Genomic DNA, 16,796 nt, shown 5'->3' with positions numbered 1-16,796 from the left:
TGGGGCGCGTCAGGCCGCGAGCCTGGTGCGCTGCGGCGCCCGGATGGGTCTGTTGACATCCGGCCCGCGAGTCGCAGGAACCTGCTCCCGCTGACGGCCGGCGCTGGAAACGATGGCCACCACGCCCCACACGAGGAGGACGCGTTTGAGTTCGCTCAGTTCGTAGCCCAGGTCGTTGCGGTGGATGTAGAAGGCCCAATAGGCGGTCGCCAGCGCGACTCCGCATCGGTTCGAGGCGCGTGCGGTCGCCATCGCTCGTGCGGCGATTCTCAAGGTCCCGATGAAGCCTCCAAGGAACGCCAGAAACAGCGGCCAGCCGCCCGCCGCATACATCTGGGCCCAGATGTTGTTCGCCATGCCCCATTCGACTTCGGGAAACAGGGCGGGCTGGAACAGGTTGTTGAATGACCGGAAAACGAGTCCCGCCTCACCGCTGAAGAAGGTGAGCTGTCCGACGACCGAATAGAGGATGTAGTCCATCTCGGTCTCGAAGCCCGTCCGGACGACCTCATTCAGCACGAGCTGCGTGGTGAAGGGCTCCGAACTGATGACGGCGTCCAGATAGAACTCGGAGTCGACCAGCATGGCGAGGATCTGGTCGAAGTCGCCCATCTTCACGAGCACGTAAATGCACTTGTAGACGAAAACCGTCATTACCAGGAGCGCTGCGCAGGTGATCGCGGTGAAGTTCCGGATGTAGAGTCGCTGTGGCCCCTGCCCCTGCAGATGGACGAGGAAGCTGGCGATGATCGCCATCACGAAGTAGACACGGAGCCCGATGTAGACGGTAAACAGCAGCAGGACCCCGGCGACGAGACAGGCCGTCCAGCGTCGTTGCGCGACGGCGAGGGCAGCCGCGAGGGCGGCCCCGACGCCGGTCAGCATGGAGAATCGCGAGGCTCCGTCGAGCACGTCTTCCTTGTAGGCGGAGAACAGTCGAGCGCCGCCGACATACACCGCGATCACCAGTGCGGCCCCCGCCAGTGCCAGGGCCACGCTCGTCGAGAGGCCATCGCTTCGGAGCGGTTCGTCGCTGAGCGAACGGCTGCCACCGAGGTCCCAGGTCCAGGCGCCCAGAAAGATCGCGCCGAGCACCGTCGACATCACCGCATAGGTCTCAGGTTCGATCGGAACGGGAAGCTCGTCGTTGAATCCGCCCGGCACAGATCCGAAAAACGCCGGGAGGAAGTAGAGGCACGCACCGGCAAACGCCAGGCTGAAAACGTCGCAGCGGCGATGGGCCGTGAGCAGGTAGCAGAGTCCGATGCCGGCGACGATCAGGAATACGAGCTGCATGTCTCGACCGCCGTGTGCGGCGCTCCCCCCGCGAGAACGATCACTGTGACTGCAAGGGGCCCCCGCCCTGCCCCGGGCTTCTATGAGGAATTCCGTTCGCCGGTCAATGTCATTCGCGGAGAGCCGTTGCCCGAAGACGGAGTTCGATTCATTGCGCCGTGCCGCGAAAAACGGATCCCGCTTGACCATTTCCTTGGTTTTGTGGGAAGAATCGCCAGTTCTGGAGGGGATGCTGCCGCGGTCTTTCAGGACCGGGTCACGAAAATCAGGATGGGGAGAGGGGCGGCCACGGATGGTCGAAGTGCGAGCCAGGGATGCGCAGAGCGCTTTGCGAGGGGTTCCTGAAGCCGGGGAACGTCCGCGCGGATTGTTCGTGATCCCCTCCCTGCGCTGCGGTGGGGCCGAACGTGTTTTCACGCTGCTCCTGAATGGACTGTCCGCCGCGGGAATGGACATGCATCTCGGCCTCTGCCAGTGCGAAGGCTACTGGCTCGAAAGGCTGTCTCCCGGAGTGACCGTCCATGACCTCCGCGCTCCGCGAGCGAGGCAGGCCGGCTGGTCGCTCGTGCAACTGGCCAGGAAGCTTCGTCCGCGAGCGATTCTGTCGACGAGTTCTCACCTGAACACGGTGGCCGGGCTCTGCCGTCCATTCCTGCCACGTTCCACGCGTCTGTTTCTGCGAGAAGTGAGCATCAACCATTTCGAGCCGGCCCACCTGAGAGGGCTCCGTGGTCCGCTGCTCAAACGGGCGTATCGCTCGGCGGACGCGGTCGTCGCGCTGACGGACGGGATGCGCGGGATGATCGAAGAACGGCTCGGCGTGCCGTCCGCTCGCATCGTCCGGATCTTCAACCCGGTCGAATCGACAGTTCAAGCCAATTCTCTCGCCGGGCAACACACGCGCGCGGAAGCAAAGCGACTGGTGGCAGTCGGTTCGCTGACTCCCCCCAAAGGATTCGACCGACTCATTGCGGCGTTCCCCGCCCTGCTCGAGCGGTTCCCCGGATCGATGCTCACGGTTCTGGGTGAAGGACCGGAGCGGGGAGTACTGGAGCAGCAGATCCGCGATCTCGGACTCGCCTCCCGGATCGACCTGGCGGGTTTTTCGGCCGACGTCGGGACGCATCTCGCCCATGCGGACCTGTTCGTACTGCCGTCGCGCTTCGAGGGGATGCCCAACGCCTTGCTCGAAGCGATCGGGGCCGGGCGCCCGACAGTTGTGCTGGATCATCCGGGGGGGACGCGCGAGGTGATGCAGATCCTCGGCCAGGAACATCGGATCACGACGTCGCTCGAGGAATGGAAAGACGACTGGTTCGCCCCCGTCGCAGAACAGGTTCTGGAACGTGCCCGGCTGCACTTCGGGTTGGAATCAATTGTGAAGCAGTATCAGGACCTCCTGTTCGCCGATTGTGCTGGCGCTCAGCAGGCGGCGTGAATCCCAGGTCTCACCGACGGAACTGAACGATGTGCGGATTCGCGGGATTCTGGCAACCGGTGGTCGGGCGGGCGCTCTCCAAAGCCGCCCTGTCCGATCGTGCGCAGCGCATGGCCAACACGCTCGTCACGCGCGGCCCGGATGATCTTGGCGTGTGGTGCGATGAGCCCTCGGGCGTGGCCATCGGATTCCGGAGGCTGGCGATCCGCGACCTGTCAGCGGCAGGGGCTCAGCCGATGGTTTCGCGATCGGGCGCCACGGTGCTGGCGTTCAACGGGGAAATCTACAACGCGGGGGAGCTGAAACGGGGACTGCTCGAATCGGGTGTGAACGATTTTCGCGGGCAGTCGGATACGGAAATCCTGCTCGAAGCCATCGAAGAATGGGGCCTCGATGCGACGCTGAAAAAGTGCGTTGGAATGTTTGCGATCGCCGTGTGGGACCTCCGCGAACGGACCCTGCAGCTGGCGCGTGATCGGTTCGGAGAAAAGCCACTGTACTACGGCGTCCAGAACGGCATCCTGCTGTTCGGTTCGGAACTGAAAGCCCTCGAGAACCATCCGGCCTGCGCGCGGGATGTGGATCGCGCATCCCTGACGGCCTTTGCCCGGCATGGCTATGTGCCCGCCCCGCGCAGCATCTACCGCGGCATCTCCAAGCTGCGGCCGGGAACGATCCTGTCGATCTGGGATCGCGACGTGACGTTCAACCGGCTTCAGACTCCGCGCCCCTATTGGAACATCGAAGAGCAATTCGCGCTCGCGCAGCTGGCCCCCTTTGAAGGGAGCGACGACGAGGGCGTCTGTCAGCTTGATCATTTGCTCTCTGATTCGATCCGCGGGCAGTCGGTGGCGGATGTGCCGCTGGGAGCGTTCCTTTCCGGCGGGATCGACTCATCCCTCGTCGTCGCCCAGATGCAGCGACAGTCGAGGCGGCCGATCCGCACGTTCACCATCGGCTTCGATGCGGCGGGCTTCAATGAAGCGCCCCATGCCGCCGCCGTCGCACGGCATCTCGGGACGGATCACACCGAGCTGTATGTCACCGCGCAGCAGGCGATGGACGTCATTCCGCGGCTGCCGGACATCTACGACGAACCGTTCGCGGATTCCTCACAGATCCCGACCTTCCTCGTGTCTCAACTGGCCCGCCAGTCGGTCACCGTCAGCCTTTCGGGTGACGGTGGCGATGAGATTTTCGGCGGGTACGCCAGGTTCGCAGGAGCCGATTCGCTGTGGCGGGCCGTCGGCTGGATTCCGTCTCCGCTCCGGCAACTGGCGGCACTTGGAGCACGGACAATTCCCGGACTGGGGCGATCGGGCCGCGGATCATTCCTGAGGAAGGTTTACCACGGCTCGCAGGTCGTCGGGGCGAAGTCATTCCAGGATGCGTACAGGCAGATCCTGTCGTCGTGGAAATCGCCGGAGCAGGTGGTGCTGCAGGCCGACGACCGCCCGGGGGCGAGCCTCGCGCGTCCCCTGCGGGATCGATACCGGGAAATGATGCTTCTCGACTCGATGCACTTCCTGCCCGACGACATCCTGACGAAAGTGGACCGGGCGACGATGTCCGTCAGCCTGGAGTCGCGATCACCACTGCTGGATCACCGAATCGCCGAGTTCGCCTGGCGGCTTCCGATGTCGATGATTTTTCGCAACGGCGAAGGGAAGTGGCTGCTGCGGCAGGTGCTCGAGAAATACGTTCCGCGGAAGCTGTTCGACCGACCGAAGATGGGCTTTGCAGTGCCCGTCAGCGCCTGGCTGCGAGGCCCTTTGCGGACGTGGGGCGATGACCTGCTTTCGGAAGGCCGCCTGCGGCGCGAGGGCTACTGGAACTCCGCGGTCGTTCGCTCCGCGTGGATGGCGCATCTAGCCGGGAAAGTCGACGCCTCTGCGAGGTTGTGGCCGATCCTGATGTTCCAGTCGTGGCAGGATCGCCAGCGGACGGATATCGCACACCGTCGGGCCGCCTGAATATCGAACTCCCTTTCTCCATGCACGTCTGTCATCTCATCACCGGACTCGGCATTGGCGGCACGCCCGTCATGCTGGCGAAGCTCGTCGAAGCACTGCATCCGCGTGTGCGTTTCACCGTGATCGGGATGACGGGCGATGAAGGCTGCGCTCCGCGACTGAGGGCGATGGGAGTGCCGGTTCACACGCTGGGCATGAACCGCGGGCGACCGCACCCGAAGGCATTGTGGCGGCTGTGCTCGCTGCTGCGTTCCGATCGTCCCGACGTCCTCCAGACATGGCTGTACCATGCCGATCTGATGGGGCTCCTGGCGGCGAAGGCGGTAGCCGGATGCCCGGTCGTCTGGAATGTCCGTCATGCCACACTCACGCCAGGTCTCGACAGCCGTTCGACGCTTCTCGCGGCCCGAGCCAGTGCGAAGCTCTCCAGCCGCGGCCCCAGTGCGATCGTCGTGAATTCACAGACCGGGCTCGATGTGCACGTTGCCGCGGGCTACGCCGCGACGCGGATGCGGCTGATTCCGAACGGGTTCGATCTTTCGCGTTTCCGGCCGGACGACGACGCGCGAAGTGCGCTGCGTCAATCGCTCGGGCTGGCGGCATCCACGCCTCTGATCGGCCTGATGTCGCGCTATTCCACACTGAAGGGACAACCGACGTTCGTCGACGCCATGAACCGGCTGCACGCGGCCTCTCCGGACGCGCATTTCGTGCTGTGCGGCACGGACATCACGCCTGCGAACGCGCCGCTCCAGTCGCTTGTGCAATCGACCGCCTGCGCCGATCGGTTCCATCTGCTGGGCGAGCGCCGTGACATTGCGGAGATCCAGGCGTCGCTCGACATCGCCGTCAGCGCATCGACCAGCGAGGCGTTTTCCAACTCCATCGGCGAGGCACTGGCCTGCGGCGTGCCCGTCGTCACGACGAATGTCGGCGATTCGGCCAGCCTGGTCGGCGATGCGGGACGCGTGGTCGACATCGGAGACGCCCGCGCCATGGCGGCGGCGTGCCTCAACATTCTTCAGCGGACTCCGGAAGACCGGAAGGAGTTGAGTCGCCGGGCGCGTCGCCGGATGGAAGAGCACTACGAGATTGGCGTGATCGCCCGGCGCTATCACGAGTTGTGGATGTCGGTCATCAAGGCATCGGGACGCAGGGCGGCCTGAGTCGTGGATCGCGGATCGGCTTCAGAGAATCTGGAAAGGGAGTTTGGCGCGTGCGGATTGTTGTGATGGGAGGCCTGGCCCGGTCGCTGGTGAACTTTCGCGGTCACCTTCTGAAGCGACTCTGTGCACTGGGGCACGACGTCATTGCCTGCGCCGGCGACAACGATCCGGCAGTCCGCAGCCAGTTGCAGGCGTGGGGCGTCCGCTTCCGCGCTGTTCCGCTCAGCCGGACCGGCCGCAACCCGGTTCAGGAACTGGCCGTCGTCAGGAACCTCACGCACGTCCTCGCTGAAGAACGACCGGATGTTTACCTGGGCTACACGGTGAAGCCTGTGATCTATGGCGGCTGGGCCGCGGCGTCGGCGGGGGTTCCCCGCCGCGTGGCCCTGGTCACAGGTCTGGGTTCGGCGTTTCTGCCGCGAGACTGGAAGGGGCGGGCCTTGCGCCGCGTTGTTGTCGAGCTTTATCGTTCCGCACTCTCGCGCTACCAACGCGTGGTGTTCCAGAACTCCGACGACTGCAACGAATTCGTCAGCCGCCGTCTCGTCGCGGCCGACCAGATCGGGCGCGTGAACGGCTCGGGAATCGACCTTCGCGAATTTCCGGTCGCACAGCTGCCGGACGACCGGCCGCGGTTCCTGTTGATCGCCCGCCTGCTTCGCGAAAAGGGAATCGCCGAATACGCCGAGGCGGTCCGGCAGGTGAAACAGGCATTCCCCCAAGCCGTCTGCCAGCTGCTCGGGCCGCCTTACGACAGTCCATGTGCGATCCCCCTCTCGCAAATTCGGGAATGGGAGCGCTCGTGCGGACTCGAATACCTCGGCGAGACAGACGACGTCCGGCCGGCGATCGCTGCCAGCAATGTGTACATCCTTCCTTCGTATCGCGAAGGTGTCCCGCGGTCGACACAGGAGGCGATGGGAATGGGCCGTCCGATCATCACCACGGATGTGCCGGGCTGTCGCGAGACAGTGATCGATGGCCGGAACGGGTTGCTGGTCCCTTCCCAGGATTCCGCCCGGCTTGCGGAGGCGATGTTGCGACTTGCAAGTGATCCGGCACTGCGAGCAATGATGGGATGCGAGAGTCGTCGTCTCGCTGAAGCGAAGTTCGACGTGCACCAGGTCAACCAGGAACTGGTCGACCTGCTTGTTCCCGAAAGTCCTCTGAGCGCCGCTGCCTGAAGGAACCGTGCCGTGTATGTTCGATTTGGAAAACGACTGCTCGATCTCGCGCTGGCGGGAACGGCGCTGATCGTGTTCTCGCCCGCGATCGCCCTGGTGGCCCTCCTTGTGCGGACCCGGCTGGGCTCACCCGTGCTGTTCACGCAGGTGCGGCCCGGAAAAGACGGACTCCCGTTTCGGATGATCAAGTTCCGCACGATGACGGATGCTCGAGACGCGTCCGGGCAGTTGCTCCCCGATGACGTTCGGCTCACTCGCTTCGGACGTCTTCTGCGGTCCACGAGCCTCGATGAACTGCCGGAGCTGTGGAACGTCGTCCGCGGGGAGATGAGCCTCGTCGGACCACGCCCCCTGCTGATGCAATACCTCCCTCTGTACTCGGAGGATCAGCGACGTCGACACAACGTCCTTCCGGGACTGACGGGCTGGGCCCAGGTGAACGGCCGGAATCGGACCACATGGGAAGAACGGTTCGCCCAGGACACCTGGTACGTTGACCACGCGTCGCTGGCAGTCGATCTCCGCATCCTGGTGCTCACGGTGTTGAAAGTGGTACGGCGAGACGGCGTCGCTGCCGAAGGGCACGCCACGATGCCAGCCTTCCTGGGAAACTCCGCCGAACAGCGTCGAGCGGCCTGACATCGCTGACGGCTTCCCCGCTCGTCATGGATCCGCGGTCACCGCTGGCCGGGTGTTCAACCAGAACGCCGCTTCCAGTTCGGGCGACAGGCGGCCTCCTGAAACCTCGAGCGTCTCGGAGCGTGACTGACCTGTTCGGCGATCGGGAGGACTTCGACGCTCGACCTGAATCCGCGCTGTGCGGCTGAGCGCCGCGGCAAGCGCCAGCCGGAATCGCGGCTGGGGATAAACGGGGCAATGCAGCTCCGCGAGTGACCAGGCATCCACATCGACCGGATGCCAATCGGACAGTGGGGCGGCTTCGCCGACATAACGCCGGGCCTCCTCCGGGAGGCGGTCGACCTCGTCATGGTGAACAAGAATCGTCGTCCATCCACCGCGCGCCGAGTAGACGGCCCATGAAGGCCACACGTCCCAATATCCCCAGGGCTGAAATGCGGGCATGACGACGACGCCCGCCAGCATCGCGGCCACGATCCGGTCGCCGCTGGAACGGTCGGCCGGAGTCGAATCGCGTGGGCCGGTGACTTCGGCAGTCCAGGGAACGCCTCGAAACAGAAGCAGGTTCTGAACGATGAAGAGGACGTTCCAGATCTGAACCCCGGACTCATGGCCCAGCCCAAGCGGGCCAACGGCGAGGAGCAGCAGGGCATGCATGACGATCGACAGCCACAGACCGATCCGTCGTGTTCGTGGAATCGCAAGGGCCAGCGCTGTCGCCAGTTCGCCGGCCGGCATGATCCACGGAGCAGGCCCAACGAGACGGGGCGGAAACTGCGCAGGATCGATTCGCAGGGCCGAAAGAAGTCCGCCCCACAGGATCTGGCCGGGACCGCCCACGAAGCCGACATCGAGCTTTGAAACGGCAGACCAGAAGTAGATGGCGATCGTGAGCCATTTCAGACGCGTCGCAGCGCGGCCGGGCGCCGAGAATGCCGCAATCAGCCCGGCGACGCCCAGATGGTAGGCCCACACCTGGAAACAATGCTGGTTGAGCATTGCGGACGCCAGGACTACCGCCACGACCATTGCCCACACCGAGCGGACCGGTCCGAGGCGGACAAAGGCGATCGCCGCCACAAGGAACCCACCGAACAACAGTGGAGCGAGCCAGGCTCCCGCACTCGTCAGCCATGACACCGCGGGGACGCGGGGAAAAGCACCGCGTCCGGTCCAGAGCGGCAACGTCGCGCCGACAAGAACCGAAAACGCGATGAAGTAGCACGACGAAAGCCGCCGCAGGTCCCCTCCCCTCTGGCAGTTTGCACTCATGAAATTGCAACCTGCCTGGAGAGTTCCTGCAGCGGCTTTCCTTGGCCGATCCACGGATTGCGCCGCACCGGCCCATTCCGATCAGCAAAGTTCAGACGCCGCGACGGTACGCCCGACGTGACTGCCGCGCCTGCGCCTTCGAATAACGGTACGTGGGCTGGCCGTAGGTGTATCCGCTGAAGCCGGTTGTTCCCGTTGCCGGGGCTGCCGCAGCGGGCTTCTTGGTCAGTTCGTCGCGAACGCGCTCGAGGAGCTGCTTCGTGAGCTTGATGCCTTCAATCTCGTCGACCTTACCCCCTTCGTACTCGATGCCGACCCAGCTGTGGTAACCGGCATCCAGGACGATCTTCATCATCTTCAGGTAGTCGGTTTCCTGATCGCCGTTGGTGGTGACCAGGGGGCGTTCCGGGTCGAAGTCGTGCGACTTGGCGCTGACGGCCTTGGCGTACGGCATGAGTTCCGTGACGCCCTTGTAGCGGTCGTACCATTCGCCGTCTTTCACGCGGAAATTTCCGAAATCCGGAAGCGTGCCGCAGTGCGGGTGGTCGACGAGCTTCATCACACCGGCAAGCCATTCCCCGTTCGACGACAGCCCGCCGTGATTCTCGACGATGACGTTGAGGTTCTTCTTCTCGGCGTACTCGGTCAGCCGGTGCAGGCCGTCGGCCGCCAGCTTCTGCTGCTCTTCGAACGAGCCCTTGCTCGCGGCATTGACGCGGATCGAATGGCAGCCGAGGAATTCGGCGGCGTCGGCCCATTTGTAGTGGTTCTCGACGGCGGTCGTCCGCTTCTTGTCATCGGGGTCGCCGAGGTTCCCTTCGCCGTCGCACATGATGAGCAGGCTCTTGACGCCATGATCGGCGGCCCGCTTCTTCATTTCGGCGAGGTACTTCTCGTCCTTCGCCTTGTCCTTGAAGAACTGATTGACGTACTCGATTCCCTCGATGCCGAAGGTCTCTTTCGCGGTCTTCGCGAAGTCGAGGTTGTCGAGCTTGCCGGCGCGGAGCGTCTTGTGAAGCGACCACTGTGCCAGCGAAATCCGGAACAGCGGCCCGGTGGCGGGCGCTGCAAACAGGCGCGGAGTCGCGGCTGCGGCAACAGCGGCGGCGGCAACGGACAGGAACGAACGTCGAGACAAGTTCATGGAAAGCGCTCGCGGTGTGGGCGACTGACGGTGGGAGGAGGGATCAGCGGTCTGCCAATGCAGAACGCCCCGGCATCAGCCTGCCGGGGCGTTGATTTTAAGTGACTGGCTGCGGAAATCGACTCACTCCGCGGCCGAAGTCATCAGCCCGCAGTTTTCTGCGGTGGCTCAGTAACAGGCGCCGACGTATCCGCCCGAGCCGTAGTTCCAGCCGCCGCCGTAGCCGCTGCTGTAACTGACCGTGGTCACGGGATAGCCATAGCTGGCGACGCCATATGACGGATAACCGCCGTAGTAGCCGCCATAACCACCACCGTAGATGGCCCGGCGATAACCGAATCCACCGTAGTAGGGATAGCCGCCATACCCGTAACCGAACCCGCCGTAAGGCCGGTAGCCGCCGAAGCCGACGTAGAAGTTATTCCGATAGGGCCGATAGCCCCATCCGCCGTAACCCCAGCCGCGACCATAGTAGCCGCCCCAGCCTCGGTTCCAACCACGGTTCCAGCCGCCATAGCCCCAACCACGGCCATAGCCATAACCGCCCCAGCCGCGACCATAGCTGCCGCCCCAGCCACCGCGTCCGTATCCGACGCTCCAGCCGAAACCGCCGCCACGCCCCCAGCCGCCTCCGCGGCCCCATCCACCGCCGCCCCAACCGCGCCCTTGAGCCGACGCCACACCGGCCGTACCGAGCACAGTCAACAGGGCTGCCACACACAGCACCTTCTTCACAGGAAACATAATGTCCCCTTCCGCACAAAATCCTTTTCTTGATGATCAACCCGCTTCCTGCGGGCCACCATCGGTGACGTCCATGGCGAGGTCCATTCACCGCCTCGCAACTTTGTTTATTTTCGTAGACACCCCTTGATTTTCCAGTCGCGAAATCGCTCTTTCTCAGGAATTGCCAAGACGTTAGCTTACCTCTTCTTCAGGTTTCGGGAGTCACTGGCGTCAGGGAGGACGCACTCGCATGCGCACTATTGCGATCATGAATCAGAAAGGTGGCGTCGGGAAAACGACCACCAGCGTGAATCTTGCAGCCGGTCTGGCGCGGCAGGGACAGAGGGTGTGCCTGATCGATCTCGATCCGCAGGCCCATTCGTCCATTCACCTTGGGATCGAAGCGGCCGGAAGCCCGGACACCATTTACCAGGTGTTCGCCGGTGGACGGACCTTCGACCAGGTTCGTCAGCTTGTCAAAGAAAACCTGTGGGTCGCCCCCTCGGATCTCGATCTCGCGGCCACGGAGCTGGAACTGGTCGATGCGGCGGGACGCGAATTCGTGCTGAAGGCGGCCCTCGAGCGGGCCGACGCCGAGCAGCAGTTCGACTACATCGTCATGGACTGCCCGCCTTCCTTGAGCGTGCTGACGATTAACGCCCTCTGCGCGGCGAGTGAAGTCATCATTCCGCTGCAGCCGCATTTCTTTGCCCTGCAGGGGCTGTCGAAACTGCTCGAGACGACTGCACTCGTCACGCGCCGGCTGAACCGCCGGCTGCGCGTCTCGGGAATCCTGCTCTGCCTGTACGAAACCGGAACGCGGCTGGCCGCCGATGTGACGGATGACCTGATGCGGTTCCTCCAGGCGAGCGACCCGCAGTCGCCGTGGTCGCAGGCCCGCGTGTTCAACAGCCGCATCCGCCGCAACATCAAGCTCGCCGAAGCGCCAAGCTTCGGGCAGTCGATCTTCGACTACGCTCCGGGCTCCTCCGGCTCGATCGATTACGGCTCTCTGGTGAGTGAAGTGGTCTCCGGGGGAATTGCGATCCCGGCGCCGCTCGCTGCTGCCGCCTGATCCTTGATCTCGTGAGGCCGGCGCGATGATGGCCAGGAGGCTTCATCCTGTGGAGTTTCTGAGCGATCTCGGCGCCGGATTCCCCTCCGGCGATCGCATATTGATGCGAGAACTGAGCGCTGCAAGAGTTGATGAAATGCCATCAGATCTTGCAGTGTCTTATGATTCTCTGGTGATCGGCATAGTCATTCAGGCCGTCAGCGCCGTCTTATGAGTGTAAACCGTGTGGTTGACAGGGGGTTGTCGCAGGCGACAATCCCGGTTTCCCATACGGAGTGCACACACCATGGCAAAGAAGTCTGCAGTGAATAAGAGCCAGGCGATCCGCGACGCCCTGGCTGCGAATCCTGACAAGTCTCCTTCCGAGATCGCCGAAATGCTGAAGTCGGAAGGGATCACCATCTCGGCCCAGTACGTTTCGACAATCAAATCGAACGCGAAGATCAAGACCAAGCGTCGCGTGATGGTTCGTCGCGGCCGCCCGGGGCGAGCGGCGGGAGGCTCGAATTCCAGCATGAGCACGATGGACGCGGCGCTGTCCCTGATCAAGGCCGCCGGCGGACTGGAGCAGGCCAAGAACGTTCTCTCCACGATCGAGCAGATCAGCCAGATCGTTCGCTGATCCCGCTGCTGCGGGCCATGGTGAACATCAAAAAAAGCCCAGGGGAGAGATCCCCTGGGCTTTTTGCATTCTGTGCGGCTTACTCGGTGATGATGTCCCGCACGCTCTTGCCGCCGGGAATCATCGGCAGCACGTGTTCCTGGTAGGGCGTGATCACGTCGAGCAGGTAGGGCTCGGGGCTGGCGATCATTTCGGCAATGGCCGCCGGCAGTTCCTTCCTGCTGCGGACATGGCGGGCCTGCAGGCCGAAGCCCTTTGCGATCTGGACGAAGTTCGGATAGGTGGCTTCATAGAAGTCGCCGCTCCCTTCGCCGAGCCATTCCGGATGGTCGATCGGGCCGAGGTAGGTATGAGCCCGCTTGCCTTCCATGAAACGGTCTTCCCACTGCATCACCATGCCGAGGTGCTGGTTGTTCAGCAGCAGGATCTTGATCGGCAGCTTCTCGCAATGGAGGGTGGCGAACTCCTGAATGTTCATCAGGATCGAGCCGTCGCCGTCGATATTGATGACCAGATCGTTGGGATGCCGCGCCTGGACGCCCATCGCGGCCGGGAGACCGAAGCCCATCGTGCCGAGGCCCGAGCTGCTCAGCCAGTGCTTCGGTTTATCGAACTTGAAGAACTGCGCGGCGAACATCTGGTGCTGGCCCACGCCGACGGCAACGTACGGGTTGCGGGCCTTCGACTGACGCCAGAGCTCTTCAATGGCGTACTGCGGCCGGATCGCGTCGCCTTCCGCCTCCTTATAAGAAAGCGGATAGCGTTCCTTCCATTCGTTGACCTGCGTCCACCACGCGGCCGTGTCCGGCTTGTCGGCGTCGGTGTATTCGGCGTTGAGCTTCGTCAGGAAGTCGCCGACATCGCCGATGATCGGAATGTGGGCTTCCTTGTTCTTATGCATCTCGGAGGCGTCGATATCGACGTGCACGATCTTTCCGTGCAGCGCGAACTCTTCCAGCTTCCCGGTGACGCGGTCATCGAACCGCACGCCGAGCGCCAGCAGGAGGTCGGCCTCGTTGATGGCGTAGTTCGCGTAGACCGTTCCGTGCATGCCCAGCATGTGCAGCGACTGCGGGTCTTCGCCGGGGAAGGCGCCCAGGCCCATGACCGTCATCGTCACGGGGATGTTCGACTTCTTCGCGAACTTCGTCAGTTCGGCCGCCGCGCCCGAATTGATCACGCCGCCGCCGACGTACAGGATCGGCTTGCGCGACCGCTTGATCGCTGCGATCACCTGCTTGATCTGCTCTTTGGAAACCGGCTTCGGCTCCGGGTTGTAGCCGGGCAGTTCGAACGGCGGGTCCCAGTCGATCTCACCTTCCAGAACCGAGAGCTGAACGTTCTTCGGGAAGTCGATCAGGATCGGGCCGGGCCGGCCGGTCTTCGCGAGATAGAACGCCTCTTTGACGATCCGGGGAATGTCCCGCAGCGTCTTCTGGACCGATTCCGGGCAGTTCGGATCTTCGGCCGTAATCAGGTAATGATGCTTGGTCACCGCGCGGCAGATCTCGACGATCGGCGTTTCCTGGAACGCGTCGCTGCCGATGACCTGCTGCGGCACCTGGCCGGTGATGGCGATGAGCGGAACCGAATCCATCTTGGCATCGGCGATCGCCGTGACGAGGTTCGTGGCGCCTGGACCGCTGGTGGCCATGCACAGACCGACGTCATCGCTGGTCCGCGAAACGCCCTGGGCGGCGAAACCTCCCCCCTGCTCGTGCCGCGGAAGGATGGTGCGGATCTTCTCACGGTGCCGCCGCAGAGCCTGGTGGAGCGGCATGCTGGCGCCGCCCGGGTAGGCGAAGATCATCTTCCCGCCGTTGCGCACGAGCGCCTCGACCAGGACATCAGCTCCATTCAGAGTTTCGGTTTTGGTCGTCTGTGAGGCGGGTGCGGTGGCCAAGGGAAGTCCTTTCGTCTCTTTGACTTCAGTACAGCGGGTTTGCGAACGCTCAGGAGTTCACAGATGCGAGGGGGACATCCCTCGGGAAGAGCTGGTTCGCTGGCAGCAATCCGATTCTGGAAAGCCGATAAGTGTACCCGCTGAAAGTGGCCGTGCCAAATTATTCGCATTGCGTCTGCGAGATGGCGACGACGGAGAGACGAAGGCCCGGAATCTGCGCATTAAAAAGCACGCCCGGTGGCGTGCTTTTGCTTCCTGATCGTCAGGACCGTTACGGCTCAGCGCGGTTGACGCTCTTCGCGGCGTCGGTCACCTTGTCGATGACCTTCTCGGCGGCCTGTTTCACTTTCCCGGTGGCCTGGTCGAGTTTGCCTTCGCGACGCAGCGACTCGTCATCGGCAATCGCGCCGGCGGCTTCCTTCACACGCCCCTGGATTTCCTGCATTTTTCCAGACATCTTGTGACTCCTTTTTTCAGGTTTCGTTCTCGGGTTTTCGCGGCGCCTTTGGCCATCCGCTCAGCTGCGAATGTGCTTAGAGCATCTTCGCCACAATAAAGATCAGGCCGGCGCCAAGGATTCCTCCTCCCGCCAGCAGATACACGATCGAGAACCCGGCAGCGGTTCCGGTAGACGCCGCCAGGGCGGTGGTGAGCAGGGCCATGATTGTCTCCCATGAATCTGGTGAATGTCCGGTTCTGTCCGACGATCTCGCCGGGAACAATGTGGCAAAATGCAATCGCGATGCCGAAAACCGCTCGCAATTGGGCCAGGACGCGTAACCTGTTTTCCCCGCGGCAGTTGAATGCGTTCCGCATCACGAATTCCAGCAGAAATCCCCCCTCCAATGGGTGAACTCCCAACAGGCTGATGGTGCGGCCACCGCCCTTCATTGTTCTCTCACTGATCACTGATTGATGATCACTCCCCTGAAGCCGACGCCAGCTCTCATCCACGACTTCCTCGCCCGGCAGCGCGAATTGCCGTTCACCTACCAGGCGGTTGGCTCGACGCGAACGAGTCCCCCGGAAGGGCACGACGTAGACCACACCCGCGTGTCGCTTGGAAAAGGAGAAGCCGCCTTCGAGGCCGGGCGTCTCGCCCTGCAGCAGTGGAAGCAGTTCGACCTGGATTGGGTGACCGCCGGCCCCACGGACACACCCGTCGAAGTTGGCCAGCCGATCGCAGTCTGGGCCCGCAAGTTTGGCCTGTACTGGGTCAACGCGTGCCGAATCGTTTACGTGCAGGCAGAAGAGGGGCCGTTGACGCGTTTTGGCTTCGCGTACGGGACATTGCCGGGACACGTCGAAGCGGGGGAGGAGCGTTTCCTCGTGGAATGGAACCGCCAGACCGACGAGGTGTTTTACGACATCCTCGCCTTCTCTCGTCCGCGGCATCCGTTGATCCGGCTTGCCTATCCGCTGATGCGTCGACAGCAGCGACGGTTTGCGCGCGACTCCGCCGCCGCCATGCAGGCCGTCGTGACGGGCGGACGGGCAGAGTAGACATTCGCCACTGGTTGAGGCCCGTCCTTCATGACTGACGAGAGCCTCTTCAAAGCGGGTCTTCCGGGTTCCGCAGGCGATGAATGGTCCAACGCGAATCGAGGACCGCATCATCTCCTGCACAGGAGCCATGACAATGGCCTACAATTTCGAATCCTGTTGATTCCCTCCACGCCTCAGCTGTCGTCCATGTTCGTCAAGATCTGCGGAATCCGGGATGTCGCGACCGCGCGGGCCGTGGCCGAATGCGGTCCGGACGCCATCGGACTCAATTTCTACCGCAAGTCGTCGCGGTGGCTCGACCTGCCGATGGCGGAACGCATCTGCCGCGTGCTACCGGCGGAAGTCGAACCGATCGGCGTGTTCGTAAACCATGCGGTCGACGAGATCCTCGACATCGTGAGCCACTGCCGCATCGGAACGGTGCAGCTTCATGGCGACGAACCGCCGGACATCGCAGAGAAACTGATCCGTTCGGGACGGGAAGTCATTCGCGCCTTGCGTATCGATGAGGCGAATGCCGACCGGTTGCCGGAGTACGTCGCCGAATACCGGGAGATTCCGCTGCGGGCGTTCCTGGTGGATGCACGCGTCGACGGGGCCTATGGCGGGTCAGGGCGAAAGGCCCCCTGGGGTGCGATCGCGAAGGCCTGGAACTGCGACTGGCCTCCGCTGATTCTCGCGGGGGGACTCACACCCACGAACATCGCGGAGGGGATCCGCGAAGCCCAACCCTGGGGCGTCGACACCGCGGGAGGTGTCGAAAGCTCACCCGCGATCAAAGACCCGATCAAGGTTCGCGCGTTCATCGACAACGCTCGAACGGGGGGACGGTGATGCAGGACGGTGAGTCGA

Annotated in this window: 16 protein-coding genes; 9 read left to right on the top strand and 7 right to left on the bottom strand. The window is 63.3% G+C overall.

Annotated elements, in window-relative coordinates:
- Nucleotides 1-9 precede the first annotated feature (9 nt).
- Nucleotides 10-1,296: a hypothetical protein gene (locus tag Pan44_RS22065; protein WP_145033950.1), complete on the bottom strand. Its 1,287-nt coding sequence runs from the start codon at nt 1,294-1,296 to the stop codon at nt 10-12.
- A gap of 373 nt (nt 1,297-1,669) precedes the next feature.
- Here Pan44_RS22065 and Pan44_RS22060 point away from each other — a divergent pair, with 373 nt between their 5' ends.
- The 5 genes from Pan44_RS22060 to Pan44_RS22040 are packed head-to-tail and all read left to right on the top strand — an operon-like array spanning nt 1,670 to nt 7,696.
- Complete coding sequence (locus tag Pan44_RS22060) at nt 1,670-2,734, top strand: glycosyltransferase (protein WP_197453557.1); 1,065 nt, start codon at nt 1,670-1,672, stop codon at nt 2,732-2,734.
- Nucleotides 2,735-2,763: 29 nt separating this feature from the next.
- The gene (gene asnB / locus Pan44_RS22055; RefSeq protein WP_145033948.1) at nt 2,764-4,707 is read left to right on the top strand and encodes an asparagine synthase (glutamine-hydrolyzing); all 1,944 of its coding nucleotides are present in this window, start codon (nt 2,764-2,766) and stop codon (nt 4,705-4,707) included.
- A 20-nt stretch (nt 4,708-4,727) separates the two neighbouring features.
- Nucleotides 4,728-5,873 (top strand): glycosyltransferase, encoded by a 1,146-nt coding sequence (locus tag Pan44_RS22050; RefSeq protein ID WP_145033947.1) that lies wholly within the window; start codon nt 4,728-4,730, stop codon nt 5,871-5,873.
- 50 nt (nt 5,874-5,923) lie between these two features.
- Nucleotides 5,924-7,057, top strand: coding sequence for a glycosyltransferase family 4 protein (locus Pan44_RS22045; RefSeq protein ID WP_197453556.1), 1,134 nt, complete (start codon nt 5,924-5,926; stop codon nt 7,055-7,057).
- 12 nt (nt 7,058-7,069) lie between these two features.
- Nucleotides 7,070-7,696, top strand: coding sequence for a sugar transferase (locus Pan44_RS22040; RefSeq protein ID WP_145033946.1), 627 nt, complete (start codon nt 7,070-7,072; stop codon nt 7,694-7,696).
- 24 nt (nt 7,697-7,720) lie between these two features.
- Here the strand turns inward: Pan44_RS22040 and Pan44_RS22035 are convergent, their stop codons facing one another.
- The 3 genes from Pan44_RS22035 to Pan44_RS22025 all read right to left on the bottom strand — a co-directional run bounded on the left by Pan44_RS22035 (nt 7,721) and on the right by Pan44_RS22025 (nt 10,856).
- Nucleotides 7,721-8,968: a MauE/DoxX family redox-associated membrane protein gene (locus tag Pan44_RS22035; RefSeq protein WP_145033945.1), complete on the bottom strand. Its 1,248-nt coding sequence runs from the start codon at nt 8,966-8,968 to the stop codon at nt 7,721-7,723.
- Between the two features lie 91 nt (nt 8,969-9,059).
- Nucleotides 9,060-10,112: a sugar phosphate isomerase/epimerase family protein gene (locus Pan44_RS22030; protein ID WP_145033944.1), complete on the bottom strand. Its 1,053-nt coding sequence runs from the start codon at nt 10,110-10,112 to the stop codon at nt 9,060-9,062.
- A 168-nt stretch (nt 10,113-10,280) separates the two neighbouring features.
- Nucleotides 10,281-10,856, bottom strand: a complete 576-nt coding sequence (locus tag Pan44_RS22025) for a hypothetical protein (RefSeq protein WP_145033943.1) — start codon at nt 10,854-10,856, stop codon at nt 10,281-10,283.
- A gap of 232 nt (nt 10,857-11,088) precedes the next feature.
- Between Pan44_RS22025 and Pan44_RS22020 the strand changes: the two genes are divergently transcribed.
- A complete protein-coding gene (locus tag Pan44_RS22020; protein ID WP_145033942.1) occupies nt 11,089-11,913 on the top strand; it encodes a ParA family protein in 825 nt (274 codons plus the stop codon).
- Between the two features lie 286 nt (nt 11,914-12,199).
- The gene (locus tag Pan44_RS22015; protein ID WP_145033941.1) at nt 12,200-12,535 is read left to right on the top strand and encodes a hypothetical protein; all 336 of its coding nucleotides are present in this window, start codon (nt 12,200-12,202) and stop codon (nt 12,533-12,535) included.
- 79 nt (nt 12,536-12,614) lie between these two features.
- On the opposite strand, the gene ilvB is transcribed toward Pan44_RS22015, so the two are convergent.
- From ilvB to Pan44_RS28120, 3 genes are all read right to left on the bottom strand, one after another.
- Nucleotides 12,615-14,438, bottom strand: a complete 1,824-nt coding sequence (ilvB, locus tag Pan44_RS22010) for a biosynthetic-type acetolactate synthase large subunit (RefSeq protein ID WP_145033940.1) — start codon at nt 14,436-14,438, stop codon at nt 12,615-12,617.
- Nucleotides 14,439-14,709: 271 nt separating this feature from the next.
- Entirely contained in the window at nt 14,710-14,895 is a 186-nt protein-coding gene (locus Pan44_RS22005) for a CsbD family protein (RefSeq protein ID WP_145033939.1), read from the bottom strand.
- A gap of 76 nt (nt 14,896-14,971) precedes the next feature.
- Complete coding sequence (locus Pan44_RS28120; RefSeq protein WP_261342588.1) at nt 14,972-15,100, bottom strand: hypothetical protein; 129 nt, start codon at nt 15,098-15,100, stop codon at nt 14,972-14,974.
- A gap of 253 nt (nt 15,101-15,353) precedes the next feature.
- On the opposite strand from Pan44_RS28120, the gene Pan44_RS22000 reads away from it, so the two are divergent.
- A complete protein-coding gene (locus tag Pan44_RS22000; protein ID WP_145033938.1) occupies nt 15,354-15,941 on the top strand; it encodes a DUF1990 family protein in 588 nt (195 codons plus the stop codon).
- Between the two features lie 189 nt (nt 15,942-16,130).
- Nucleotides 16,131-16,778, top strand: a complete 648-nt coding sequence (locus Pan44_RS21995; RefSeq protein WP_197453554.1) for a phosphoribosylanthranilate isomerase — start codon at nt 16,131-16,133, stop codon at nt 16,776-16,778.
- The last annotated feature ends 18 nt before the right edge of the window (nt 16,779-16,796 follow it).

The organism is Caulifigura coniformis (assembly GCF_007745175.1).
GTDB classification, from domain to species: Bacteria; Planctomycetota; Planctomycetia; order Planctomycetales; family Planctomycetaceae; genus Caulifigura; species Caulifigura coniformis.
Note: the sequence above shows the minus strand (reverse complement) of the source record. Positions and strands in the feature narration are given on the sequence as shown.